This window comes from Tropicibacter oceani, from assembly GCF_029958925.1.
Lineage (GTDB): Bacteria > Pseudomonadota > Alphaproteobacteria > Rhodobacterales > Rhodobacteraceae > Pacificoceanicola > Pacificoceanicola oceani.
On sequence record NZ_CP124616.1, the window covers coordinates 2,496,369 to 2,518,883 of the forward strand.

The window sequence follows — 22,515 nt, forward strand, 5'->3', positions numbered from 1 at the left end:
ACATGTCCACAGCCATGAAAATTGCCATTGTCGACGACGAAAAGGACATGCGGCAATCGATCAGCCAGTGGCTGGCCCTGTCGGGCTATGACACCGAAACCTTTGCCAGCGCCGAAGAGGCGCTTGGAACGCTGGGGGCCGATTACCCGGGCATCGTGATCTCGGACATCAAGATGCCGGGAATGGATGGCATCCAGCTGCTGAAAAAGCTGATGGGCGCGGATTCGGCGCTGCCGGTGATCATGATCACAGGGCACGGCGACGTCCCCATCGCGGTCGAGGCGATGCGCATCGGCGCCTTCGATTTCCTCGAAAAGCCCTTCAACCCCGACCGCATGTCGGAGCTGGCGAAAAAGGCCACGACGGCGCGCCGCCTGACGCTGGACAACCGCGCGCTGCGCCGCGAACTGGCCGGGGGCGAACAGATCATGCGCAAGCTGATCGGCGCCAGCCCGGTGATGGAACGCCTGCGCGAGGATATCCTGGACCTTGGCCAGGCCGACGGCCACGTCCTGATCGAAGGCGAAACCGGCACCGGCAAGACCCTGGTCGCCCATGCCCTGCACGCGGTCGGCGCCCGGGCCGGCAAGAAATTCGTCCTCGTCTCCTGCGCGGCGCTTGGCGAAGATACCCTGCTGCACCGCCTGTTCGGCCCGATGCAGCCCGAAGACAGCCGCCTTCCCGCCATCGAAGAAGCCCGCGGCGGCACGCTGGTCCTCGAGGATATCGAAGCACTGTCCGACAGTGCCCAGGCCCGGCTGCTGTCGGTGCTGGATGAACAGGGCAACCCGCCCGAAACCCGCATCGTGGCGATCTGCAACCTCCAGGACGAAGGCCGCACCTGCGAAAGCACCATGCGCCCCGACCTCTACTACCGCCTGGCCGCGCTCAAGATCGTCGTCCCGCCGCTGCGCACGCGCGGCGAGGATATCCTGACGCTGTTCACCCGCCTGTCCGAACAATACGCCGAGGAATACGGCTGCGACGCGCCCAATGTCTCGGCCCAGGAGGCTGCGCAACTGCTGCAAGCGCCCTGGCCGGGCAACGTGCGCCAACTGATCAACCTGGCCGAACGCGCGGTCCTGCAATCGCGCCGGGGACAGGGAACGATCGCCTCACTGCTGATGAGCGATCACGACCAGATGCAACCGGTGATGACCACCGAAGGCAAACCGCTCAAGGAATACGTCGAGGCCTTCGAACGCATGCTGATCGACAATACCATGCGCCGCCACAAGGGCTCGATCTCGGCCGTCATGGACGAGCTTTGCCTGCCGCGCCGGACATTGAACGAAAAGATGGCCAAATACGGGTTGCAGCGCGCGGACTACCTCTGAGCGCATCGCGCGTGTCAACTGCCGGAACGAGGGGCCAGCCCCTCGTGCTCCCCGGGATATTTCGGGCACAAAGAAACAAGGCGCCGCGACTGGTGTTTCTTTGTGCTGAAAATATCCTGGGGTGAATGCCGCAGGCAGAGGGGCAAAGCCCCTGCATTTCAGAACAAAAAAGCGCCCGGCTTTTGGCCGGGCACCGTTTTTAAGGTATGCGGTTTTCTCAGTGGAGCAGGCGGCCCATGGCGCCGGCCACGTCGGCCATACGGGCCGAAAAACCCCATTCATTGTCGTACCAGGCCAGAACGCGGACAAGGCGCGTTCCGGTGACCTTGGTCTGATCGGGCGCGAAGATCGAGCTGTGGGTCGTGTGGTTGAAGTCGATCGAAACCTTGGCTTCGGGATCGTAGGACAGCACCGATCCCATGCGGCCGGCTGCGGCTTCGGCCACGATTTCGTTCACATTGTCGACGGTCACGTCCCTGGAGGCATAGAAGGTCAGGTCCACCGCCGAGACGTTCGGGGTGGGCACGCGCATCGCGGTGCCGTCCAGCTTGCCCTTGAGGTTCGGAAGCACTTCGCCAAGGGCCTTGGCAGCGCCGGTCGAGGTCGGGATCATCGCCATGGCGGCGGCGCGGGCGCGGTACAGGTCGGCGTGGCGGCGGTCCAGTGTCGGCTGGTCGCCGGTATAGCTGTGGATCGTGGTCATGATGCCGCTTTCGATGCCGATGGCTTCGTCCAGCACCTTGGCCAGCGGCGCCAAGCAGTTGGTGGTGCAGGACCCGTTCGAGATCATGGTATCTCCGGCCACCAGGTCACGGTGGTTGACGCCGTAGACGATGGTTTTCTGCACGTTCTTGGCGGGGGCCGAGATCAGCACGGATTTCGCGCCGCGCTGCATGTGGCCCGCGGCCTTGGCGCCATCGTTGAACTTGCCGGTGCATTCCAGCACCACGTCGCAGCCGCCCCAATCCAGTTCATCCATATCATACGAGGACATCACGTCGATCGGGCCGCGGCCCAGGTCCATGGTGTTTTCCGTCACGCGGACCTGGCCGGGAAAGCGGCCGTGCACGCTGTCGTAGCGCAGCAGGTGGGCGTGGGTTTCGATCGGGCCGGGGGCGTTGATCTTGACCACCTGTACATCGTTGCGGGCACTTTCCGCGATATGGGCCAAGGTGCAACGGCCAATCCGGCCAAATCCGTTGATGCCTACTGTGACGGTCATGCGCGTGCCTCCAACAAGAAATGTTAAAGGGGGTATACGGTGGCATGCTGCACCTGCAAAGATAAAATATGTCGATTTGACAGCGTGTTAGCGATAAACATGGGGTCGCGCCGACTGATGGCGCTAACGCTTGCTTGGGGTTTGCGTTAACATCCCTGGCCTGCGCCGCGGTGGGCAGAATCGGCTATCGGCTTGCGATTTGCCGTCTGCCCGCTAGGGTGCCGGGAACAGATTTGGAGACGCGGTATGAGTGGACTTCTGGCGCTGCTGGATGATGTGGCGGGCATTGCAAAGGTGGCTGCGGCCTCGGTCGATGATGTGGCGGCGGCGGCGGCCAAGGCCGGCAGCAAGACGGCGGGCGTGTTGATCGACGACGCGGCAGTGACGCCGAAATACGTGCACGGGTTCGAACCGGCCCGCGAATTGCCGATCATCTGGCGCATTGCGCGCGGCTCGTTCTTCAACAAGCTGGTGATCTTGTTGCCTGCGGCCTTGCTGCTGGCCAGTTTCGCGCCGTGGATGGTGCCGCCCTTGCTGATCCTGGGGGGCAGCTATCTGTGTTTCGAAGGCGCGGAAAAGATCGTGCATGTGCTGATGCCGCATGATGACCATTCGGGCGGCCCGGATGGCAGCCATGACATCGGCGATCCGATGCATCTTGAGGAACAGAAGATCAAGGGCGCGATCAAGACGGATTTCATCCTGTCCGCCGAGATCATGACCATCGCGCTTTCGGTGATCGACAGCCCGAACATCTGGATGCAGGCGGCGACGCTGGCGCTGGTCGGGGTGATGATCACCGTGGCCGTCTATGGTGCGGTGGCGGTGATCGTCAAGATGGACGACATCGGGCTGTGGTTGTCGCAGGTCGGCAGGCTGGGGCTGACGCGGGCACTGGGGCGCGGGATCGTCAAGTTCATGCCCTGGCTGCTGAAGGGGCTGACCATCGTCGGCACGGCGGCGATGCTTTGGGTGGGCGGGTCGATCATCATCCATTCGCTGGCGCAGATGGGATGGCACATGCCCGAAGAGACGATCCATGACATTGCCGTGGCCTATGGCAACCACCAGCCCGCGCTGGAATGGATGATCACCGCCGGGATCGACTTTGTCCTGGGGCTGGCCTGGGGGCTGGTGCTGATCCCCGTGGGGGTCAAGATCGTGGCGCCGATCTGGGGCGCGCTGTTTGGCGGCGAAAAGTCCGAAGCGCATTGACCGAAGGCCCCGTAGCCGCTTTGCGCGGCACGGCGTGACAATGAAAAGGGCCGGGGAAATCCCCGGCCCTGTGTCGTTTCTGGTGGCAGGCCTCAGCCCAGAAGGGCGCGGACCTTGGCGGCAACGTTGTCTGCCGTGATGCCGAACTTTTCGTACAGGGTTTCCGCCGGGGCCGAGGCGCCAAAGCGGTCCATGCCGACGAAATCGGCCTTGGCTTCGCGGCCACGCTCGCCCAGCAGCCAGCGGTCCCAGCCCTGACGCACGGCAGCCTCGACCCCCACGCGGACGGGGCCGGCGGGCAGGATGCGCTTGCGATAGGCTTCGTCCTGCTGCGCGAACAGCTCCATGCAGGGCATGGAGACGACGCGGGTGCCGATGCCTTCCGCCTGCAGCGCGTCGCGCGCGGCCAGGGCAATTTCGACCTCGGAGCCGGTGGCGATGATGATCGCCTGACGCTTGCCCTCGGCCTCGGCCAGCACATAGGCGCCTTTTTCCACGAGGTTCGAGTTCTTGTGCTCAAGCCGCACGGTCGGCAGGTTCTGGCGCGTCAGCGACAGCACCGACGGCGTGCCGGTCTGGCGCAGCGCGATTTCCCAGGCCTCGGCGGTTTCCACCGCATCCGCAGGGCGGAAGACCAGCGTGTTCGGCGTGGCGCGGCTGATGGCCAGATGTTCCACCGGCTGGTGGGTCGGGCCGTCTTCGCCCAGACCGATGCTGTCGTGGGTCATGACAAAGATCGTCGGGGTCTTCATCAGGGCGGCCAGGCGCATCGGCGGGCGGGCATAGTCGGTAAAGGCCATGAAGGTGCCGCCATAGGGGCGCACACCGCCGTGCAGCGACATGCCGTTCATCGCCGAGGCCATGCCGTGTTCACGGATGCCCCAATAGATGTAGCGGCCCTTGCGGTTGTCGGTGTCGAACACACCCATGTCACCGGTCAGCGTGTTGTTCGACCCGGTCAGGTCGGCCGAGCCGCCGATGGTTTCCGGCATGATCGGGTTGATCACCTCAAGCGCCATTTCCGAGGCCTTGCGGGTCGCAACCTTGGGCGCGTTTTCCGAGATCTGCTTTTTCAGCGCCTTGATGGTCGCCGACAGCTTCTTGGGCGCTTCGCCGTTCATCACGCGGGCGAATTCGGCCTGACGCTGGGCGCTGACCTCATTCAGGCGGGCTTCCCACTCGGCGCGGTCGGCGGCGCCGCGCGATCCGGTGGCTTCCCACCAGGATTTGATGTCGGCGGGCACTTCGAAGGGGCCGGTTTTCCAGCCCCAGTTGTCCTTGGCCGCGGTGTTCTGATCGGCGTTGGTCAGCGCGCCGTGACCCTTGGAGGTGTCCTGCGCCGCGTGACCCAGCGCGATATGCGTCTTGCAGGCGATCATCGACGGGGATTTCGATTTCTTGGCGGCGATGATCGCGGCGTCGATGGCCACGGGGTCATGGCCGTCGATTTCCTGCACATGCCAGCCCGAGGCCTTGAAACGCTTGACCTGGTCGGTGCGGTCCGACAGCGACACCTTGCCGTCGATGGTGATGTCGTTGTTGTCCCAAAAGACGATCAGCTTACCCAGGCCATAGCGACCGGCCAGGCCGATGGCCTCTTGCGACACGCCTTCCATCAGGCAGCCGTCACCGGCGATGACATAGGTATAGTGATCGACCAGTTTTTTGCCGAACCGTGCGCGCAGCATTTCCTCGGCCATGGCGAAACCGACGGAATTGGCGATGCCCTGACCCAAGGGGCCGGTGGTGGTTTCGACACCCTTGAGCAGGAAGTTTTCCGGGTGGCCAGCGGTCTTGGCGCCCCACTGGCGGAAGTTCTTGACCTGGTCCAGCGTCACCTCGGGGTCGCCCGACAGATACAGCAGCGCATACAGCAGCATCGAGCCATGGCCCGCCGACAGGATGAACCGGTCGCGGTCATGCCATTCGGGGTTCTGCGCGTCATACTTCAGGTGGTTGCCATAAAGCACGGTGGCGACGTCGGCCATGCCGATGGGCATGCCGGTGTGGCCGGAATTGGCGGCGGCCACGGCGTCAAGCGCCAGGGCGCGGATGGCGGTGGCGCGCATCCAGTGATCGGGATTGCTGCTGCGAAGCTCTTGGATATCCACGGGTGTCGTCCTTACAGGGCTGCGGGTTCAGGATTGTTAGCGGTTTCAGGCTCAATAGCAGCGTGACGGGGAAGATCAAGCGCGGTGGCACGGCAGGTTGCCACATCGGTTGAAGACCGCCGCCCAAGTCCCTGATACACAAGGGGGCGCAATTTTCCCGTGCAGTTGCTAAACTTGCGGGCAAAGGTCCAAAAGCGATTCGGTCGTGCAAGGGCCGCAAGACGTGTGAGGGGAGCAGAATGGCTCAGATAGACGAGTTGCAGGCGCGGATCACCCGGGCGCTGGACAGGATCGGCACCGGTCTGGACCGGTGGGAACCGGCCGCCGTGAACGCCGAACTGGCGGCGATGCGGGCGCAAACCGAAAAGTCGATGCAAGAGGCCGAAGAGGCCCGCAATGCCCTGGCCGAACTGCAGGCCGCCATCGAGGCCGCCCCGGAGCCCGAACCCGAACCGGCCCCCGAACCTTCCGCGCCGCAGGCCGATCCCGAAGAACTGGCGCAGCTGCGCGAGGCGCTCGAGGATGAAAAGCTGGCCAATGCCCAGCTTGAGGAACGCCTGCGCACCCTTGGCGAACGCCAAAGCGGCGAAACCGCTGCCCTGCGCGAACAGGTTGCCTCGCAGCGCGAAGGGCTGGCACAGCTGGACAGCGATCTGCAACAGCTGCGCAACGCCAATGCCGCGCTGCGCGAAACCAGCGCCGCCCTGCGTGCCGCCAATGCCCAGGGCGTCGGCGACGCCGAGCTGATCAACCAGGCCATGCAGGCCGAACTGGATGCCCTGCGCGCCGACCGCGCCACCGAAACCGCCGAGGCCCGCGCCGTCCTGTCGGCGCTGGCGCCGCTGTTGGGCGCCGAACCCGCACCCGGCCAAGCAGAGGAGAGCGCCTGATGTCGATCCAGCTCGAAGTCCCGATCACCATTGGCGGGCGCACCTTCGAAGTGGCCTGCCAGCAGGGCGAAGAACAGTTCCTGGTTTCGGCCGCCGCGCTTCTGGACGCCGAGGCGCAGGTGCTGGTGAACCAGATCGGGCGTATGCCCGAAGCGCGGATGCTGCTGATGGCCGGTCTGATGCTGGCGGACAAGACCGCCGGTCTCGAAGAGCGCCTGCGCGAAGCCGAAGACCACCTTTCGGCGCTCAAGAGCGAGCTGAAGGAACTGCGCGACATGCCGCCGCCCGATCCGGTGCAGGTCGAAGTGCCGGTGATCCCCGATGACGTCACCGACGCGCTGGCCGAAATCGCCGCCCGCGCCGAGGCGCTGGCCGAAACCGTGGATGAAAAGCGCCAGGCCAGCTGACCCGCGCCCGCGCGCCGGTCACAAGGCCCAAAAGAAAAGCGCCCCGAAGAAGGGGCGCTTTTTATTTCAAACGGTTATGCGGTGATCTTCAGGCGTTGGCTTCACGGATCTTGTCGGCGGCGTCCTTGTCATAGGCAACGCCGTTCTGCTCCAGCAGCTGGTCCAGTTCGCCCGACAGGGTCATTTCCGTGATGATGTCGCAGCCGCCGACGAATTCGCCCTTGACGTAAAGCTGCGGAATGGTCGGCCAGTCGGAATAATCCTTGATGCCCTGGCGGATGGTTTCGTCTTCCAGCACGTTCACGTCGGTGAACTCGATCCCCATGTAGTTCAACACCCCCGCCACGCGGCTGGAAAATCCGCACTGCGGCGCCATTTTGGTGCCTTTCATGAAAAGCACCACGTCGTTGGATTTGACGGTCTGGTCGATCTGGGTCTTTGCGTCGCTCATTTCTTTGCGTCCTTGGGTATGAAGAGTTTTGCGTAATCCTGTGGATCGCGCGGGATTTTCCAGCTTTGCGAATGCCCGCCGCCCATGCCGGATTGATAGTCGGACCGAAGTTCGTGAAAGCCCTTGCCCGGCGCGCTGCCACGGCTGCCGGGCGATTGCCGCCCCGCCGAAATCGCCAGCAGCGCCGTCACCACGACGATCAGCGCAACCAGGATCAGCACGACGGCAACCGGGTCCATGTCAGTCGGGCGCCTTGGTGGTCAGCGCCAGCGCATGCAGGGCGCCGTCGGGGCCGTCCATCTTGCCCTTCAGCGCCGCATAGACCGCGCGCTGCTGCTGGACGCGATTCTTGCCGCGAAAGCTTTCGTCGATGACCATGGCGGACATGTGCACGCCGTCGTCGCCGGCGATCTCGATCGTCGCGTCGGGAAAGGTTTCGCGCAAGAGCTGTTCGATTTCATGAGCCTGCATTGGCATGCCGGGCGCCTCCGAGTGGTTCCTGAGTGTTTCTGTCCCAGAGGTAGTGCGCCGCGGGGCAGGGCGCAAGCCAAACCGCCGCGCAAAGGCGCCTGCGCGGGCGAAATGCCCGCTGTTTGCCCGGGGGCGCGTTTGGGGCCTCAGCGGCGCGAGGTGCGGATGTTGCTGCGCGATTTGACGCGGATGTCACGGATGCCGGCCAGCTGCTGATCGGTCAGCCAAAGCGCCACGGTAAAGGTGCGCGAATTGCTGCTGCCCTGGGCCGCGTTGATCTGCAAGGCCCTGAAATCATAGGTCAGCGTATCCGCATCGCTTTCGGCATCGACCTTCACGAGGCGCAGCTCGAACGGCCCCTGGCGGTCCGACACGCCGGTGGCGCGAATGATCGCCCCGCCGGGACGGCGCTCGACCAGCAGTTCGGTGACCTCACCGATCAGCGTGCCCTGGTAGGCCTCGGGCTGGTTGCTGCGAAAGATCGACACGCGCCGCCGCGGGATCAGCGGGTTGTCGACGCTTTCGCTGGCAACGGGCTGCGACGTGCTGCGCCCGAACCAGTTCATCGGATTGAGGCGCGAGTCGCGAAGCCCGCCACAGCTGGTCAACACCAACGTGGAAAGAACGAGGACCGTAACAGATTTCTTCATGCGAATGCCGCCCTATGCCTGCCTGAACCTGAGTTACCGCAATTGCGCGGGCTTGAAAAGTCGCAAGCACTGGACCTTTGCGCCACAACTGCCTAACTCCCCAATAAAGGAGACGAAACATGGCGCAGGCAGCATTCGAAGAGGTGGTCGAGGACTTCGAATTTCTCGACGATTGGGAAGACCGCTATCGCATGGTGATCGAAATGGGCAAGGCGATGGACCCGCTGCCCGAGGCGCTCAAGGTCCCCGCCACCAAGGTGGATGGCTGCGCCAGCCAGGTCTGGCTGCATCCGCAGATCGATGCCGGCATCTACCATTTTCAGGGCGAAAGCGACGCAATGATCGTGCGCGGATTGATCGCGCTGCTGCACCGCCTCTACGACGGGCTGCCGGTCAGCCAGGTCGCCGCCGTCGACGCCCGCGCCGAACTGGGCCGGCTTGGCCTGCACGACCACCTCTCGGCGCAGCGCTCGAACGGGCTGCGTGCCATGATAGACCGCATCCGCGAACAAGCCGCCGCCGCCAACTGACGCCGCGCGCCTGTCTTCTTCTTGGGACAAATACTCCGGGGGTGTGGGGGCTGGCCCCCACTCCTGTCCTTTGCCGCAGGCTCAGCGGCTGATGGCCTCCAGGATCCGCGCCCAGCTGCGGATGCCCTTGTGAAAACTCTCCAGGTCGTATTTTTCGTTCGGGGAATGGATCTGGTCGTCGTCCTTGCCCCAGCCCACCAGCATCGAATCCATGTCCAGGATGGACTTGAAATAGCCCGCCACGGGGATCGAGCCGCCACAGCCGGTAAAGGCCGCCTCGTGCCCCCATTCCGCGCCCAGCACGGCGCGCGCCGCCTCAAAGGCAGGGTGCGAGGTTTCCATCTGACTGGCCGGCGAGGCGCCATGTGCCTTGAAACTGGCGGTGACGTCATGCGGCAACTGGTCCTGCACCCATTCGCGGAAATTGCGCCGGATGGCATGCGGATCCTGCGTGCCCACCAGCCGGAAACTGACCTTGGCAGAGGCCTTCGAGGGCAGGACCGTCTTGAACCCGTCGCCGGTATAGCCGCCGATCATGCCGTTGATTTCCGCCGTCGGCCGCGACCAGATCATTTCCAGCGCGCTGCGGTCCGCCTCGCCGGCCGGCTCGCTCAGCCCGACATCCCCCAGAAAAGCGGTATGATCGAACCCCAGCGCCTGCCACTGGGCGGCAATTTCTTCGGGCAATTCCGGCACGCCGTCATAGAAATGCGGCACCTGGATGCGGCCATCGTCGTCGTGCAGGTTGCCAAGGATCCTTGCCAGCATCCGCAGCGGGTTCATCGCGGCGCCGCCATACATGCCGGAATGCAGGTCCTTGTCGGGGCCGGTCAGGGTGATTTCCTCGCCGCACAGGCCGCGCAGCTGGGTGATGATCGACGGCACCCGCGATTCGAAAAGCCCGGTGTCGCAGATCAGCGCGACGTCGGCGCGCAACTCCTCGGCGTTTGCCTTCAGAAAGGGGATCAGCGAGGGCGATCCCGATTCCTCTTCGCCCTCGAAGAAGAAGGTGATCGAACAGGGCAGGGCGCCATGCACCGATTTCCAGGCCCGGCAGGCTTCGACAAAGGTCATCAGCTGGCCCTTGTCGTCCGAACTGCCGCGCGCCCGGATCACCTTGCCTTTGGCGGTGTCCTCGATGGCCGGATCAAAGGGATCGCGGTCCCACAGATCAAGCGGGTCAACGGGCTGCACATCGTAGTGGCCGTAGAACAGCACATGCGGGCCGTCACCCTTGACGTGGCCGACCACCATGGGATGCCCCGGCGTCGGGCGTTTCGAGGCCTCGATGCCAAAGCTGGCCAGATCGGCCACCAGCCAGTCGGCGGCGCGGTCGCAATCGGATTTATACGCGGGATCGGTCGAGATCGACGGGATTCGCAGCAGATCGAAAAGCCGGTCGGTCGCGGCGGAAAGGTCGGCGTCGATGCGCGACAGGACGGGGTCAAGGGACATAAGTGTGGGCTCCTGCTCGGGTTTGCGGCCAAGCCTAGCACCCCGTTGCCCACTGTCCAGAGGGTCAGGTCGTGACCGCCCGCACCCCGGCCGGTCTTGGGGCAAGGACCGTGCAGGCCCTTGCCCCCTAGTCATTTCAGCGTTTGCCGCCGCGTCCGCCACCCTGGCCGCCGCCCTGACCACCGCTGCCGCCCTGGCCGCTGTTGTCACTGGCGATGCCGCTGGTCTTGCCATGGGCGCTGCGTTTCATCACGCCGCGCATTTCATCCTGCCCGGGGGTGCCGGTGCTTTTCGACTGGTTGTCGTCGTGGTATTTTTCAAGGACCGTATCCTCGGCCGTTGCCCAGGGATTGGCGTGCGAGGCCTGGACAAAAGTCGCGGTGCCGAAGGCCAGGGTGGTTGCCAGGGCAAGGGTCGTCATCGGTTTCATTATTTTCTGCTCCGTCGGTTTCTTGCGCGTTTCGGGGGGCTGTCTAACATCGAGAAGTTAAGATATGTAAGGTTCGGAATTCGTTAAGTGATTACAATCGGCGGAAAATTGCGTCGGTTTCACGCTTTCGCCGGCCCCCGGGGCGATTCCCTGCTGGGGGCCGGGGGCGCGAAATCACGGCCGGGGCGGCAAAACCTGTTTCAGATATGCTCCATTTTTGCGGATCGGAGGGGGGAAATGGCCGCCTTGATTGACCCATGTCAAAGCTGCGACCCTTGGTCCGCCCCTAAACGGTTTACAGAAGTAGACGTGAACGCTAGTTATTCATGAAATTGAATGCGGACAAAGACCGCACGGGCCGCTCGCAATCGCGTGGCCATGGACCAGAAGGAGGAGCCCGGTGGACTACACCGCGAAACTCGACGACGCCCTGAACCGTCTTCATCAGGAAGGCCGCTATCGGACTTTCATCGATATCGAACGGAAGAACGGCCAGTTCCCGCACGCCACCTGGCGCAAGACCGACGGGTCGGAAAAGCCGATCACCGTCTGGTGCGGCAACGACTATCTGGGCATGGGTCAGCATCCGGCCGTCCTGTCCGCCATGCACGAGGCGATCGACGCCACCGGCGCAGGGTCGGGCGGCACGCGCAACATTTCGGGCACCACGGTCTATCACAAGCGGCTCGAAGCCGAGCTGGCGGATCTGCATGCCAAGGAAGCGGCGCTGCTGTTCACCAGCGCCTATATCGCCAATGACGCGACGCTTTCGACGCTGCCGAAACTTTTCCCCGGTCTGATCATCTATTCGGATGAGCTGAATCATGCCTCGATGATCGAGGGCGTGCGCCGCAACGGCGGGGCCAAGCGGATCTTCAAACACAATGATGTCGCGGACTTGCGCGCCAAACTTGAAGAGGATGATCCCGCCGCACCCAAGCTGATCGCCTTTGAATCGGTCTATTCGATGGACGGCGATTTCGGCCCGATCGAGGCGATCTGCGATCTGGCGGATGAATTCGGCGCCCTGACCTACATCGACGAAGTGCACGCGGTGGGCATGTATGGTCCGCGCGGCGCCGGCGTCGCCGAGCGCGACAACCTGATGCACCGCATCGACATCATCAACGGCACCCTGGCCAAGGCCTATGGCGTGATGGGCGGCTACATCGCCGCATCGGCAAAAATGTGTGATGCCATCAGGTCTTATGCGCCGGGCTTCATCTTTACCACCTCGCTTCCGCCGGCTGTTGCGGCCGGGGCGGCGGCATCGGTTGCGCATCTCAAGACCGATCAGGCGCTGCGCGAACGGCACCAGACCCAGGCCAGCATCCTCAAGCTGCGGCTCAAGGGGATGGGCCTGCCGATCATCGATCACGGCAGCCATATCGTGCCGGTGATCGTGGGTGATCCGGTCCATACCAAGAAGCTGTCCGACATGCTGCTGGACGGCTATGGCATCTATGTTCAGCCGATCAATTTCCCCACCGTGCCCCGCGGGACCGAGCGTTTGCGCTTTACCCCCTCGCCGGTACACGGTCCGAAAGAGATGGACCATCTTGTTCACGCAATGGATGAATTGTGGAGCCACTGTGCGCTGAATCGTGCCGAAATGGCCGGTTAACCACTGTAAATCCTGTTAAATCGCTTGCGCTGTGTTAACCTGCTGGAAATAACCGCCGCACACGAATCGTGACGGTCGGCATTGGGCAGGCAGGGTTATAACGATGGACAGGATGGGGCAGGCCGCATGATCAGGCGCAAATCCCAAAGCAAAACGGTGGATATTCAGGACTCTCCTCAGAGTTTTGACGATTTCGCTTTGCGTCTTGGTGACGTGATGCGTGGTGAGCGGGCCACCATGGGGAAATCGCTGCTGGATGTGCAGCGCGAATTGCGCATCAAGGCCAGTTACATCGCTGCCATCGAAAATTGTGACCCCTCTGCCTTTGACACGCCGGGGTTCATCGCCGGCTATGTCCGGTCTTACGCCCGCTATCTGGGCATGGACCCGGACGAGGCCTTTGCCGCCTTTTGCGCCGAAAGCGGGTTTTCCGTGGCGCATGGCATGTCCAAGGATGCCTCGACCATCCGCAAGCCGCAGCCCGGCGAAATCGCGCGCCCCAAGGCCCGCGATCCGCTGACTGAGCCCAAGCTGGCCTTTGCCCCCGCTGGTGACAGTTTCCTGTCGCGCATCGAGCCGGGGGCGATCGGGTCGTCGCTGGTGCTGATCGCGCTGATCTCGGGCATCGGTTACGGCGGCTGGACCGTCCTGCAAGAGGTGCAGCGCGTGCAGCTGGCGCCAGTGGAACAGACCCCCATCGTGCTGAGCGAGCTTGACCCGCTGGATGCCGCCCGCGCGCCGCAGGCCGACGCCGGGCAGGGTGCGGTCGATGTGGCAGACAGCGGCGCCGCCGGTGTCTTTACACCGCCGACGAACGAAGCCTTTGACCGTCTTTACCGCCCGCAGGCGCTGGATGTGCCGGTGCTGATCGCGCGCGATGCGCCGATCTCGACGCTTGATCCCGACAGTGGCGGGCTGTTTGCCGGTGCCGGCTCTGGCTCGGGTCTGCCGCAGGTGCAGGACAGCGCCCTGGCGGTTGCCGCGCTGGATGCGGGCCTTGCCCAGACACCGGTTGCCGCGCCGTTGGAATTTGGTCAGGGGGTCAGGGTCGTGGCCGCGCGCCCGGCTTGGGTGCAGGTCAAGGATGACACCGGCGCGGTGCTGTATTCCGGCGTGATGAACGCAGGCGATACCTGGGCTGTGCCGCAGGGCGCTGCCGATCCGGTGATCAAGGTCGGCGAATCCGGCGCTGTCTATTTTGCCGTGAACGGCAAGCTGCATGGCCCCGCCGGGCCGCGCGGCGCCGTGACCAACAACCTGGCGCTGGACGGGGCGCTGATCGTGGCCGGTTACGATGCCGTTGCCCCGGCCTCTGACCCCGACCTGGCCCCGGTGCTGGCCAAGCTGGCGCCCGGCGCTGGTGCTGCCGCTCCGACGACGCAACTGGCCGCTGCGCCGGTTGGCACGCAGGTGCCGCAACCGCAGGTTCTGGCCGCCTCGACGCCCGGCGTGACGATTGTCGCCTCTCGCGAGGCGTGGGTGCGGGTCAAGGCGCCCTCGGGCGCCACCATCTACGAAGCGATCATGCAGCCCGGTGACACCTATCAGGTGCCGCAGACCGAAACCCCGCCGACCATTCGGACCGGCGATGCGGGTGCCGTATACTTTGCGGTCAATGGCAAGACTTACGGCCCTTACGGCGCTAACGGTGCCGTGGCGGACAACCTGGCCCTGTCGGTCAGCACCGTTACCCAGACCATGGCGGCCGCCGATCCTGCGCAAAATCGCGAATTGGCAAAGGTTGTCGCCGAATTGAATGCAGTTCAGACCAGTACCCAGGACTGACTGTTTTTCCTGGGCATGTTTTTAAAAACGATTGAATAGCGACGGTGTGAATGTTGTGCAGGGCTGAGGCCCTGCAGAACGGTTTCGGCGCCACAGACGGATGGACAGACATCAATGACCCATAATCCCCTGCGCCCCTGGCGCAATATCGAACGTCGCAAATCGCGCCAGATCATGGTTGGCAATGTGCCCGTCGGGGGGGATGCGCCGATTTCGGTGCAGACGATGACCAACACCATCACCACAGAAATCGCCGCGACCATCGCGCAGGTGCAGGCCGCGGCGGATGCCGGGGCCGATATCGTGCGGGTGTCGGTGCCCGATCAGGACAGCGCCCGCGCGCTGAAGGAAATCGTGCGCGAAAGCCCGGTGCCGATCGTTGCGGACATCCATTTCCACTACAAACGCGGGATCGAGGCCGCCGAGGCGGGCGCTGCCTGTCTGCGCATCAACCCCGGCAACATTGGGTCAGAGGACCGCGTGCGCGAGGTTATCAAGGCCGCGCGTGACAACAACTGCTCCATGCGCATCGGCGTCAATGCCGGCAGCCTTGAAAAGCATCTGCTGGAAAAATACGGTGAACCGTGCCCCGAGGCCATGGTCGAAAGCGGGCTGGATCACATCAAGATCCTGCAGGACAACGATTTTCACGAATTCAAGATCTCGGTCAAGGCGTCCGACGTTTTCCTGTCCGCCGCCGCCTATCAGGCCCTGTCCGAGGCGACGGATGCCCCCCTGCACCTTGGCATCACCGAGGCTGGCGGGCTGATGTCCGGCACGATCAAAAGCGCCATCGGCCTTGGCAACCTGCTGTGGATGGGCATTGGCGACACGATCCGCGTCAGCCTGAGCGCCGATCCGGTCGAAGAGGTCAAGGTCGGCTATGACATCCTCAAAAGCCTGGGTCTGCGCCATCGCGGCGTGAACATCATTTCCTGCCCGTCCTGTGCGCGTCAGGGCTTTGACGTGATCAAGACGGTCGAGGCACTGGAAAAGCGGCTGGAACACATCAAGACCCCGATGAGCCTGTCGATCATCGGCTGTGTCGTGAACGGCCCCGGCGAGGCGCTGATGACCGACGTCGGCTTTACCGGCGGCGGCGCGGGGGCGGGCATGGTCTATCTGGCGGGCAAGGCCAGCCACAAGCTGTCGAACGACCAGATGATCGAACACATCGTCGAACAGGTCGAAAAGAAGGCCGCCCAGCTGGACGCCCTGGCCGCCCAAGACACGAAAGCCGCGGAATAGCGCCGTGGGCTTTGACCAGGCCACATACGACGCTCTGGACAATTCGGGTATTCCGGCGGACCGGGTTTCTATGGGAACCCTTCTGCAATCCCTGCGCCAAAGCGATCCCCGGTTCCAACTGGACGTGGTCAAATTGGTCAATGGCTTTCGGAACCAGGAATACTGGCTGCGCATGGCGGTTCTGGCTTTGGGCAGCCTGACCTTGTACCTGCTGCACGGCGATACCATTCCGTTCTTGTTCTTTTCCTTTCACGTGATGACATCGGTGCTGCTGCGGATTGTCCAGATGCGGGCGCCGCAGCGCGCCACGGCGCGGCAGGTTCTGGCGATCGTCTGCATCGACGCGATCAGCGTCTTTGGCTATTCGGCGACGATCCTGTATTTCGGCACCAGCGGGCTGGACAGCTATCAGATCATCGCGATGATCCTGTTCGCGGGGTTCTACCTGCATTCGCTTGGCGATCGGCTTCGGGTCTGGTTGTTTTTCGTCAATGACCTGATCGGGCAGCTTGGTATCTTGATCCTGCAGTTCCAGTGGCTTTGGACAGGCTGGGGATTTGGCGGGCAACCCGACGACATCAGCCTTCAGGACAAGATCATTCTGACCTTCTGCGCCGCGGCGCTGCAATTGTATTTCCTGCTTTTGTGCGGCAACGTCCGGCGGGCGCGGCGGCATTTGCAGCAGGCGCAGGAACGCCGTATCGCGGACGAACGCCTGTTGGCCATTGGCCAGCTGAGCGGCGGCATCGCGCATGATTTCAACAACATGCTGACGGCGGTTCTGGGCAATATCGAACTGTTGCGCCTGACGGCCAACCCGGTCGAACGCGCCAGCCTTCTGAACGAGGCCGAAAAGGCCGCGCGCCATGGCGCCGATCTGACCAACCAGCTTTTGGCCTATTCGCGCAAGGCGCAGCTGCGACCGCGCCACATGAAGGTCGAGGACATGCTGTCCCACTGCCTGAGCCGGACCGACACTGTGCTGCGCCCCGAGCAGGAACTGCGGGTCGAGCGTATCCCGGCGGGTTTGCCCATGGTCTACATGGACCCCGGTCAATTCTGCACCGTGATGAACAGTCTGATCGACAATGCGGCGCAGGCCATGGGCGACAAGGGTCTGCTGACGATCAGCGTCACTGCCAGCCAGGTTGCCGGCGCGCCGGGCGTGACCATTGCGCTGCGCGATACCGGCGGCGGCATCGCCCCCGAGATCGCACCGCTGGTCTTCGAGCCCTATTTCACCACCAAGGCCAAGGGGCAGGGCACCGGTCTGGGGCTGGCCATGGCGCGCGGCATCGTAGAACAATCGGGCGGCAAGCTGGAGCTGACGTCGGATTACGGGGTTGGAACGACCGTGTTCATTCACCTTCCGGCGCAGGATCCGCAGGCGGCGGGCTAAGATAGCGTTCCAGCACAAAGCCGGGCATCTGGCCGCGGATCAGCCTGTCGGCCATGACATAGGACGGCGTCAGATCCAGCCCCAGCCGCGCCATCACCTGCGCGCTGTCGGCATCCTTTGCCGTGTCAAAGACCCGCGCCGCAATCCCCAGCCTGGCACAAAGCGCCCGCAGGTCCTGCAAGGCGCGGTCGCAGTCGGGGCAATCGCTGGAAATGAACAGTGCAATGCGGACCTGTGCATCGGGCGGGCCCAGATCGCCGGGCGCGGCGAACAGCTGGGCGGCCTCGGCACCGATGCGGGCCAGGTCGGCGGATTTCTCGGCGGCATAGGGATCAACCTGCGCGGTGGGGGCGCGGTCCGCCAGGGCGCGCAGGCGGTCGCGCAATCCGCCGTCCTGCGCCGCCACCGGGGCGGCGGCGCAAAGCATCAGGGGCAGGGCCCAGCGGCGCATCACTGCTCGGCGCGGGCCTGCTCGACGATCTGGCGCATGCCGTCCAGCGGTACGTAACCGCGCAGCATCTCGCCGCCCATGACAAAGCTGGGGGTGCCGTTGATCTGCATCCGCTGCGCCAGCGCGCGGGTGTCGGCGATGCGGCGCTGGACCTCGTCGCTGTCCATCTCGGCCAGGATCGCGTCGGCATCAAGGCCAAGCGTGGTTGCCAGACGGGTCAGGACCGGCTTGCCGGGGCCGCCTTCCAGCGCCATCAGGGCGTTGTGCACCTGCTCATAGGCTTCGTCGCCGGCGACGATCTGGGTGGCGATGGCGAATTTCGACGACACCAAGGACGCTTCGCCCAGGATCGGGAATTCCTTGACGATCAGGCGGATGTTGCCATCGGTCTTGATCAGCTCTTCGACCTCGGGGAAGGCCTTGCGGCAATAGCCACAGCGGTAATCCATGAATTCGACGATGGTGATGTCGCCTTCGGGGTTGCCGCCGACCCAGCTGTAGCCGTCGTTGAACAGGGCCTCGGCGTTGGTTTCCACCAGCGCGTCATCCGCGGCGGCTTGCTGCTGGGCCTCTTGCTGTTCCAGCAGGGCGACGGCCTCCATGATGACCTGCGGGTTGGTCATCAGGTAATCGCGCACCTTCGCGCCAAAGGCGGCCTCCTGCTCGGGGCTCATGTTGCCAAAGTCGATTTCCTCGGCTTGGGCCGCCCCGCCAAGGGTCAGCGCTGCGATCAGCGCCAGCGGGCGCAAGGGGCGAAAGGTAAGGTGGGTCATGTCGTCTCCGGCTGGTGAAAAGAATTGCGTTACTTGGCGCGCTTGGCGGCACTTAGCACATCCTGCGCCCTTTGCCATGGGCCCGATCCGCGCGGCAGCAGACCGTCGGCGCGCTTGGCGTGGACTTCGGCATCCTTGAGCCGCCCCTGCAGCGCATAGCGTTCCGCCGTCACCAGCGACGCCATGCCGTTCTGCCCGGTCTGCGCATAGGCGACCGCCAGGTCGCGCAGGATGCGCGGGTCGGAAAAATCGCGGCTGCGGGCCTTTTCCAGAACGCTCAGCGCCTGTTTCGGCTGGCCGTTGGCAACCAGCGCCCGGCCCAGACCGCCCAGCACCATGGCATCGCGCGGGGCCATGTTGGCGGCGGCGCCATAGACCTGCACGGCGGCGGGAAAGCGGCGCGATTCCAGCAGGATCTGCCCCTTGAGATCCAGCAGGTAGGGATCCTTTGGGCGCAGCGCGATGGCGCCGTCGATGTTTTTCAGCGCCTTGGCCAGGTCGGACTGGCGGTGATGGGCCACCGCCTGGCGCATCAGCGCGATATCCTGCGATGCGCTGTCCTTGGCGCGGCGCAAGGTCCAGCTGGGTGCCCGTTTGAAGGCGGTCAGTTTGCCCTGCAGGCGGGAAAACCAGTATTCCGCCCCCGGATCGCTTTTGCCGGCGTCATGCCCGGCCACCAGCCCCTGAAGCGCGCGATAGCGGTCGCGCGACAGCGGGTGCGAACGCATGTAGGGGTCCTGGCGTTGCAGCGACAGCGCCTCCTGGCCGCGGAACAGGTCCTGTACCTCGACCGCGCCCCTGGGGTCGATCCCGGCGCGCATCAAGAACCGCACCGAGGAAATGTCAGCCGAGCTTTCCTCGGCCCGGGTGTGCGACAGGAACAGCCGCAGCGCCGAGCTTTGGGTGCCGATGGCGATGCCCAGCCCGGCCTGCGGGTTGTTCGACGCGGCGGCGGCAGCGGCGCCCAGGATCATCCCCAGACCGGCGGCGGTGCGGGCGCTGCGCATGTTGCCCAGCCGCCGGGTGATGTGGCCGTTGCTGATATGCGCCGCCTCGTGGGCGATGACCGCCTGCAATTGCGCGGCGCTTTCCAGTTTCATCAGCAGGCCGCTGTGGATGAAGATATGCGAGGTATCGGCGACAAAGGCGTTCAGGCTGCTGTCATCGACCAGGATCAGCCGGATCTGCGAAGGGCTCAGCCCGGCCGCCGTCAGCACCGGCGCGGCGATCCGTCCCAGCGCGTATTCGATATCGGCGTCGCGCAGCAGCGAGATGCCCGCCGCGCGCACCGGGGCGGCCACCGCCAGCAGCAGCAGCATGATCAGGGGCAGCAGCAGGGCCCGAAAGCCTGCCGGTCGGCGGGGAAGGATCATTGACGTTTCACCTTTGTCGCTCATAAGCCTGTTGGCGGGCAGAGTAGAGAGGTCGGAATGCAGAATTCAAGGCGTGGCGGAGTTGATCCCTTTATCGTGATGGATGTGATGGAGGCCGCGCGGCAGGCCGAAGAGGCCGGCCGCCACATCATCCACATGGAAGTCGGCCAGCCCGGCACCCCGGCGCCCGCCGCCGCGCGCGATGCGCTGGCGCGGGCGATGCAGGACGATGCGCTGGGATATACCGTGGCGCTGGGGCTTCCGGCGCTGCGGGCGCGGATCGCGAAACTCTATGGAGAGTGGTACGATGTCGACCTCGATCCGGGGCGGGTGGTGGTCACGCCGGGGTCTTCGGGCGGGTTCATCCTGGCGTTTTCGGCGCTGTTCGATGCGGGCGACCGCATCGCCCTGGGCGCGCCGGGCTATCCGTCCTATCGGCAGATCATGAAGGCCATGGACCTGGTCCCGGTCGAGGTGCAGACACGGGCGGAAAATCGCCTACAGCTGGTGCCCGGCGATCTGGAAGGGCTGGATTACCAGGGGGTCATGGTGGCCAGCCCGGCGAATCCGTCGGGCACGATGCTGGGCAAGGCGGAACTGGCGGCGCTGATCGACTGCGCCCAGGGGCAGGGCGCGTCCTTTTTGTCGGACGAGATCTATCACGGCATCGAATACGAGCAGCCCGCCGTCACCGCGCTGGAAATCAGCGACGATGTTTGCGTGATCAACTCGTTCTCCAAGTATTTCAGCATGACGGGCTGGCGGGCCGGTTGGCTGGTGCTGCCGCAGGCCAACATCCGCCAGGTCGAGCGGTTGGCGCAGAACCTGTTCATCTGCCCGCCCCATGCCAGCCAGGTCGCGGCGCTGGCGGCGATGGACGCCGATGAGGAACTGCAGGCCAACATGCAGGTTTACCGCCAGAACCGTGCGCTGATGCTGGAAGGGCTGCCCAAGGCGGGCTTTGACCGGATCGCGCCGCCGGACGGGGCGTTCTATGTCTATGCCGATGTCAGCCACCTGACCGACGACAGCCGCGCCTTTGCCCGCGAGATCCTGGACCAGGCCGGGGTGGCGGTGACGCCGGGGCTGGATTTCGACCCGCTGCGCGGGTCCGGAACGCTACGCTTTTCCTATGCCCGCGCCACCCGGGACATCGCCGAAGGGCTGGAGCGGCTGCGGCGCTTCATGGCCGAGCGCGGCTTTGCCCCGCAGGCAGGTGATGCGAATCCATGACGCCGCTGGTAGGGTGACGAACAGACAAGCCGGGAAGAGGCGGATGAGCAGGGTATTCACAGCAGCATTGGGGCTTTGCCTCTGGTCGTTCGGCGCGCTGGCGCAAGAGGCCTCGGGGCTTGCGCGCTATGAGCAGGGCGGGTTTCGCGACGGGATGTTTGGCGGCACGACGCTGGAATTGCAGCTGAGCCAGGGGGTGCCCTGGCGGCTGTTCACGCTGGACGATCCCATGCGGCTGGTGCTGGATTTCCGCGAAGTCGACTGGCAGGGCGCCGAGGGCGCGGCGCTGGACGCGTCCGATTTGATCGACGCGGTGCGCATGGGGGCCTTTCGCCCCGGCTGGTCGCGGCTGGTGGCCGACCTGGCGCAGCCCGCGCGCATCGATCAGGCGGGGCTGGGCATCGACGCCGTGACCGGGCGGGCCCGGCTGACGGTGACGCTGGACAAGACGACGCCCGAAGCCTTTGCCGCGCAGGCCGGTCTGCCGCGCGATCCGGCATGGGATCTGCCGACGCCCACGGCCCGGCAGGCGGCGCCGCCGCCGCCCGGCGCGCCGCTGGTGATCGTGCTGGACCCGGGCCATGGCGGCATCGACCCCGGCGCCGAGCGCGGCGGGATCAGCGAGGCGGCGCTGATGCTGCAATTCGCCCGCGAGCTGTCCGAGGTGCTGATCCGCACCGGCAACTACCAGGTCTACCTGACCCGCGATCGCGACGAGTTCGTCTCGCTCGAGGCGCGGGTGGCGATGGCGCATCAGGCCGGGGCGAACCTGTTCCTGTCGTTGCATGCGGATGCGATCGAGCAGGGCGTGGCGCATGGCGCCAGTGTCTATACGCTGGCGCAGGAGGCCTCGGACGCGGCCTCGGCGGCGCTGGCGGAACGGCACGACCGCGACGATCTGCTGGCGGGGCTGGACCTGTCGGGGGCGGACGACCGGGTGGCACAGGTCCTGATGGAACTGGCGCGCCTGGACAACGGGCCGCGATCCAGGGCGCTGGCGCAGCACCTGGTGTCGGGGATCCGCAACGCGCTGGGGCATGTCCACAAGGACCCGCTGCGCGAGGCGGGGTTTTCGGTGCTCAAGGCGGCGGATGTGCCGTCGGTGTTGATCGAGCTGGGCTTTTTGTCGACCGAGCAGGATCTGAAGAACCTGCAGGACCCGATCTGGCGCGCCGGCATGGCCGCCGGGGTGCGCGACGGGATCGAAGCCTGGGCGCTGGAGGATGCGGCGTTGAAGGGGTTGCGGCGGCAATAACGGGGCGGATTCCTGCGGCGCGCGTGGACTTGGGGGCGCTGCCCCCGCCGCCTTTGGCGGCCCCCCCGGGATATTTGCGGCACAAAGAAGCAGGGGCGCGGTTTTTCCCCCTTGGGTCCGGGTGCGGGACGGGGCAAGGCAGGGTTTGCAAGGCTGCGCGAAAACTCGCCCGGATGTGTTTTGACCGCCGGCGGCTTGCAGTATA

22 protein-coding genes are annotated in these 22,515 nt (G+C 64.7%); 11 read left to right on the plus strand and 11 right to left on the minus strand.

Annotation, left to right across the window (positions count from 1 at the left end):
* Positions 1-2: 2 nt before the first annotated feature.
* The gene (locus tag QF118_RS12095) at positions 3-1,337 is read left to right on the plus strand and encodes a sigma-54-dependent transcriptional regulator (protein ID WP_282299310.1); all 1,335 of its coding nucleotides are present in this window, start codon (positions 3-5) and stop codon (positions 1,335-1,337) included.
* Positions 1,338-1,554: 217 nt separating this feature from the next.
* Here QF118_RS12095 and gap read toward each other — a convergent pair whose 3' ends face one another.
* Positions 1,555-2,559, minus strand: coding sequence for a type I glyceraldehyde-3-phosphate dehydrogenase (gene gap, locus QF118_RS12100; RefSeq protein WP_282299311.1), 1,005 nt, complete (start codon positions 2,557-2,559; stop codon positions 1,555-1,557).
* A gap of 246 nt (positions 2,560-2,805) precedes the next feature.
* Here gap and QF118_RS12105 point away from each other — a divergent pair, with 246 nt between their 5' ends.
* Positions 2,806-3,774 carry a DUF808 domain-containing protein gene (locus tag QF118_RS12105; RefSeq protein WP_282299312.1) on the plus strand — a complete coding sequence of 323 codons (969 nt, stop codon included), beginning with the start codon at positions 2,806-2,808 and terminating at the stop codon, positions 3,772-3,774.
* Between the two features lie 92 nt (positions 3,775-3,866).
* On the opposite strand, the gene tkt is transcribed toward QF118_RS12105, so the two are convergent.
* Positions 3,867-5,843: a transketolase gene (gene tkt / locus QF118_RS12110; RefSeq protein WP_394357093.1), complete on the minus strand. Its 1,977-nt coding sequence runs from the start codon at positions 5,841-5,843 to the stop codon at positions 3,867-3,869.
* Positions 5,844-6,124: 281 nt separating this feature from the next.
* Between tkt and QF118_RS12115 the strand changes: the two genes are divergently transcribed.
* Both QF118_RS12115 and QF118_RS12120 read left to right on the plus strand, forming a co-directional pair.
* Complete coding sequence (locus QF118_RS12115; RefSeq protein ID WP_282299314.1) at positions 6,125-6,775, plus strand: hypothetical protein; 651 nt, start codon at positions 6,125-6,127, stop codon at positions 6,773-6,775.
* Positions 6,775-7,182 (plus strand): cell division protein ZapA, encoded by a 408-nt coding sequence (locus QF118_RS12120; protein ID WP_282299315.1) that lies wholly within the window; start codon positions 6,775-6,777, stop codon positions 7,180-7,182. The genes QF118_RS12115 and QF118_RS12120 overlap by 1 nt, the downstream gene beginning before the upstream one ends.
* An 88-nt stretch (positions 7,183-7,270) precedes the next feature.
* Here QF118_RS12120 and grxD read toward each other — a convergent pair whose 3' ends face one another.
* From grxD to QF118_RS12140, 4 genes are all read right to left on the minus strand, one after another.
* Positions 7,271-7,633, minus strand: a complete 363-nt coding sequence (gene grxD / locus QF118_RS12125; protein ID WP_282299316.1) for a Grx4 family monothiol glutaredoxin — start codon at positions 7,631-7,633, stop codon at positions 7,271-7,273.
* Positions 7,630-7,872: a hypothetical protein gene (locus QF118_RS12130; RefSeq protein ID WP_282299317.1), complete on the minus strand. Its 243-nt coding sequence runs from the start codon at positions 7,870-7,872 to the stop codon at positions 7,630-7,632. The genes grxD and QF118_RS12130 overlap by 4 nt, the downstream gene beginning before the upstream one ends.
* A 1-nt stretch (position 7,873) precedes the next feature.
* Complete coding sequence (locus QF118_RS12135; RefSeq protein WP_282299318.1) at positions 7,874-8,110, minus strand: BolA/IbaG family iron-sulfur metabolism protein; 237 nt, start codon at positions 8,108-8,110, stop codon at positions 7,874-7,876.
* Between the two features lie 140 nt (positions 8,111-8,250).
* Positions 8,251-8,754: a hypothetical protein gene (locus QF118_RS12140; protein WP_282299319.1), complete on the minus strand. Its 504-nt coding sequence runs from the start codon at positions 8,752-8,754 to the stop codon at positions 8,251-8,253.
* 119 nt (positions 8,755-8,873) lie between these two features.
* Between QF118_RS12140 and QF118_RS12145 the strand changes: the two genes are divergently transcribed.
* Positions 8,874-9,284, plus strand: coding sequence for a SufE family protein (locus QF118_RS12145; RefSeq protein ID WP_282299320.1), 411 nt, complete (start codon positions 8,874-8,876; stop codon positions 9,282-9,284).
* 81 nt (positions 9,285-9,365) lie between these two features.
* On the opposite strand, the gene QF118_RS12150 is transcribed toward QF118_RS12145, so the two are convergent.
* On the minus strand, positions 9,366-10,739 hold the full coding sequence (locus QF118_RS12150; RefSeq protein ID WP_282299321.1) for a M20/M25/M40 family metallo-hydrolase: 1,374 nt from the start codon (positions 10,737-10,739) through the stop codon (positions 9,366-9,368).
* Positions 10,740-10,875: 136 nt separating this feature from the next.
* Positions 10,876-11,169 (minus strand): hypothetical protein, encoded by a 294-nt coding sequence (locus tag QF118_RS12155; protein WP_282299322.1) that lies wholly within the window; start codon positions 11,167-11,169, stop codon positions 10,876-10,878.
* Between the two features lie 400 nt (positions 11,170-11,569).
* Between QF118_RS12155 and hemA the strand changes: the two genes are divergently transcribed.
* The 4 genes from hemA to QF118_RS12175 all read left to right on the plus strand — a co-directional run bounded on the left by hemA (position 11,570) and on the right by QF118_RS12175 (position 17,225).
* Positions 11,570-12,793: a 5-aminolevulinate synthase gene (gene hemA / locus QF118_RS12160; RefSeq protein ID WP_282299323.1), complete on the plus strand. Its 1,224-nt coding sequence runs from the start codon at positions 11,570-11,572 to the stop codon at positions 12,791-12,793.
* Positions 12,794-12,919: 126 nt separating this feature from the next.
* Positions 12,920-14,578: a helix-turn-helix domain-containing protein gene (locus tag QF118_RS12165; protein WP_282299324.1), complete on the plus strand. Its 1,659-nt coding sequence runs from the start codon at positions 12,920-12,922 to the stop codon at positions 14,576-14,578.
* A 114-nt stretch (positions 14,579-14,692) separates the two neighbouring features.
* Entirely contained in the window at positions 14,693-15,826 is a 1,134-nt protein-coding gene (gene ispG / locus QF118_RS12170) for a flavodoxin-dependent (E)-4-hydroxy-3-methylbut-2-enyl-diphosphate synthase (protein ID WP_282299325.1), read from the plus strand.
* 70 nt (positions 15,827-15,896) lie between these two features.
* The gene (locus QF118_RS12175) at positions 15,897-17,225 is read left to right on the plus strand and encodes a sensor histidine kinase (RefSeq protein ID WP_282299326.1); all 1,329 of its coding nucleotides are present in this window, start codon (positions 15,897-15,899) and stop codon (positions 17,223-17,225) included.
* Here QF118_RS12175 and QF118_RS12180 read toward each other — a convergent pair.
* Genes QF118_RS12180 through QF118_RS12190 form a run of 3 tightly spaced genes read right to left on the minus strand, consistent with a single transcriptional unit; the run spans position 17,185 to position 19,822 of the window.
* The gene (locus tag QF118_RS12180) at positions 17,185-17,676 is read right to left on the minus strand and encodes a thioredoxin domain-containing protein (protein ID WP_282299327.1); all 492 of its coding nucleotides are present in this window, start codon (positions 17,674-17,676) and stop codon (positions 17,185-17,187) included. The two genes, QF118_RS12175 and QF118_RS12180, sit on opposite strands and share 41 nt — an antisense overlap.
* On the minus strand, positions 17,676-18,449 hold the full coding sequence (locus QF118_RS12185) for a DsbA family protein (RefSeq protein ID WP_282299328.1): 774 nt from the start codon (positions 18,447-18,449) through the stop codon (positions 17,676-17,678). The genes QF118_RS12180 and QF118_RS12185 overlap by 1 nt, the downstream gene beginning before the upstream one ends.
* A gap of 29 nt (positions 18,450-18,478) precedes the next feature.
* On the minus strand, positions 18,479-19,822 hold the full coding sequence (locus QF118_RS12190) for a M48 family metalloprotease (RefSeq protein ID WP_394357058.1): 1,344 nt from the start codon (positions 19,820-19,822) through the stop codon (positions 18,479-18,481).
* Between the two features lie 57 nt (positions 19,823-19,879).
* Between QF118_RS12190 and QF118_RS12195 the strand changes: the two genes are divergently transcribed.
* Positions 19,880-21,055 carry a pyridoxal phosphate-dependent aminotransferase gene (locus tag QF118_RS12195; RefSeq protein ID WP_282299329.1) on the plus strand — a complete coding sequence of 392 codons (1,176 nt, stop codon included), beginning with the start codon at positions 19,880-19,882 and terminating at the stop codon, positions 21,053-21,055.
* 43 nt (positions 21,056-21,098) lie between these two features.
* Positions 21,099-22,310 carry an N-acetylmuramoyl-L-alanine amidase gene (locus QF118_RS12200; RefSeq protein WP_282299330.1) on the plus strand — a complete coding sequence of 404 codons (1,212 nt, stop codon included), beginning with the start codon at positions 21,099-21,101 and terminating at the stop codon, positions 22,308-22,310.
* The last annotated feature ends 205 nt before the right edge of the window (positions 22,311-22,515 follow it).

Bases quoted from the DNA above. Each gene is read 5' to 3' on its own strand.
- grxD (WP_282299316.1), bottom strand. From the start codon at position 7,633: ATGAGCGACGCAAAGACCCAGATCGACCAGACCGTCAAATCCAACGAC.
- QF118_RS12115 (WP_282299314.1), top strand. From the start codon at position 6,125: ATGGCTCAGATAGACGAGTTGCAGGCGCGGATCACCCGGGCGCTGGAC.
- QF118_RS12195 (WP_282299329.1), top strand. From the start codon at position 19,880: ATGCAGAATTCAAGGCGTGGCGGAGTTGATCCCTTTATCGTGATGGAT.
- QF118_RS12135 (WP_282299318.1), bottom strand. From the start codon at position 8,110: ATGCCAATGCAGGCTCATGAAATCGAACAGCTCTTGCGCGAAACCTTT.
- QF118_RS12175 (WP_282299326.1), top strand. From the start codon at position 15,897: ATGGGAACCCTTCTGCAATCCCTGCGCCAAAGCGATCCCCGGTTCCAA.
- QF118_RS12165 (WP_282299324.1), top strand. From the start codon at position 12,920: ATGATCAGGCGCAAATCCCAAAGCAAAACGGTGGATATTCAGGACTCT.
- QF118_RS12145 (WP_282299320.1), top strand. From the start codon at position 8,874: ATGGCGCAGGCAGCATTCGAAGAGGTGGTCGAGGACTTCGAATTTCTC.
- QF118_RS12105 (WP_282299312.1), top strand. From the start codon at position 2,806: ATGAGTGGACTTCTGGCGCTGCTGGATGATGTGGCGGGCATTGCAAAG.
- QF118_RS12140 (WP_282299319.1), bottom strand. From the start codon at position 8,754: ATGAAGAAATCTGTTACGGTCCTCGTTCTTTCCACGTTGGTGTTGACC.
- gap (WP_282299311.1), bottom strand. From the start codon at position 2,559: ATGACCGTCACAGTAGGCATCAACGGATTTGGCCGGATTGGCCGTTGC.
- QF118_RS12155 (WP_282299322.1), bottom strand. From the start codon at position 11,169: ATGAAACCGATGACGACCCTTGCCCTGGCAACCACCCTGGCCTTCGGC.
- QF118_RS12200 (WP_282299330.1), top strand. From the start codon at position 21,099: ATGAGCAGGGTATTCACAGCAGCATTGGGGCTTTGCCTCTGGTCGTTC.
- QF118_RS12150 (WP_282299321.1), bottom strand. From the start codon at position 10,739: ATGTCCCTTGACCCCGTCCTGTCGCGCATCGACGCCGACCTTTCCGCC.
- QF118_RS12190 (WP_394357058.1), bottom strand. From the start codon at position 19,822: ATGATCCTTCCCCGCCGACCGGCAGGCTTTCGGGCCCTGCTGCTGCCC.
- QF118_RS12130 (WP_282299317.1), bottom strand. From the start codon at position 7,872: ATGGACCCGGTTGCCGTCGTGCTGATCCTGGTTGCGCTGATCGTCGTG.
- QF118_RS12095 (WP_282299310.1), top strand. From the start codon at position 3: ATGTCCACAGCCATGAAAATTGCCATTGTCGACGACGAAAAGGACATG.
- tkt (WP_394357093.1), bottom strand. From the start codon at position 5,843: ATGCGCGCCACCGCCATCCGCGCCCTGGCGCTTGACGCCGTGGCCGCC.
- QF118_RS12120 (WP_282299315.1), top strand. From the start codon at position 6,775: ATGTCGATCCAGCTCGAAGTCCCGATCACCATTGGCGGGCGCACCTTC.
- QF118_RS12180 (WP_282299327.1), bottom strand. From the start codon at position 17,676: ATGCGCCGCTGGGCCCTGCCCCTGATGCTTTGCGCCGCCGCCCCGGTG.
- ispG (WP_282299325.1), top strand. From the start codon at position 14,693: ATGACCCATAATCCCCTGCGCCCCTGGCGCAATATCGAACGTCGCAAA.
- QF118_RS12185 (WP_282299328.1), bottom strand. From the start codon at position 18,449: ATGACCCACCTTACCTTTCGCCCCTTGCGCCCGCTGGCGCTGATCGCA.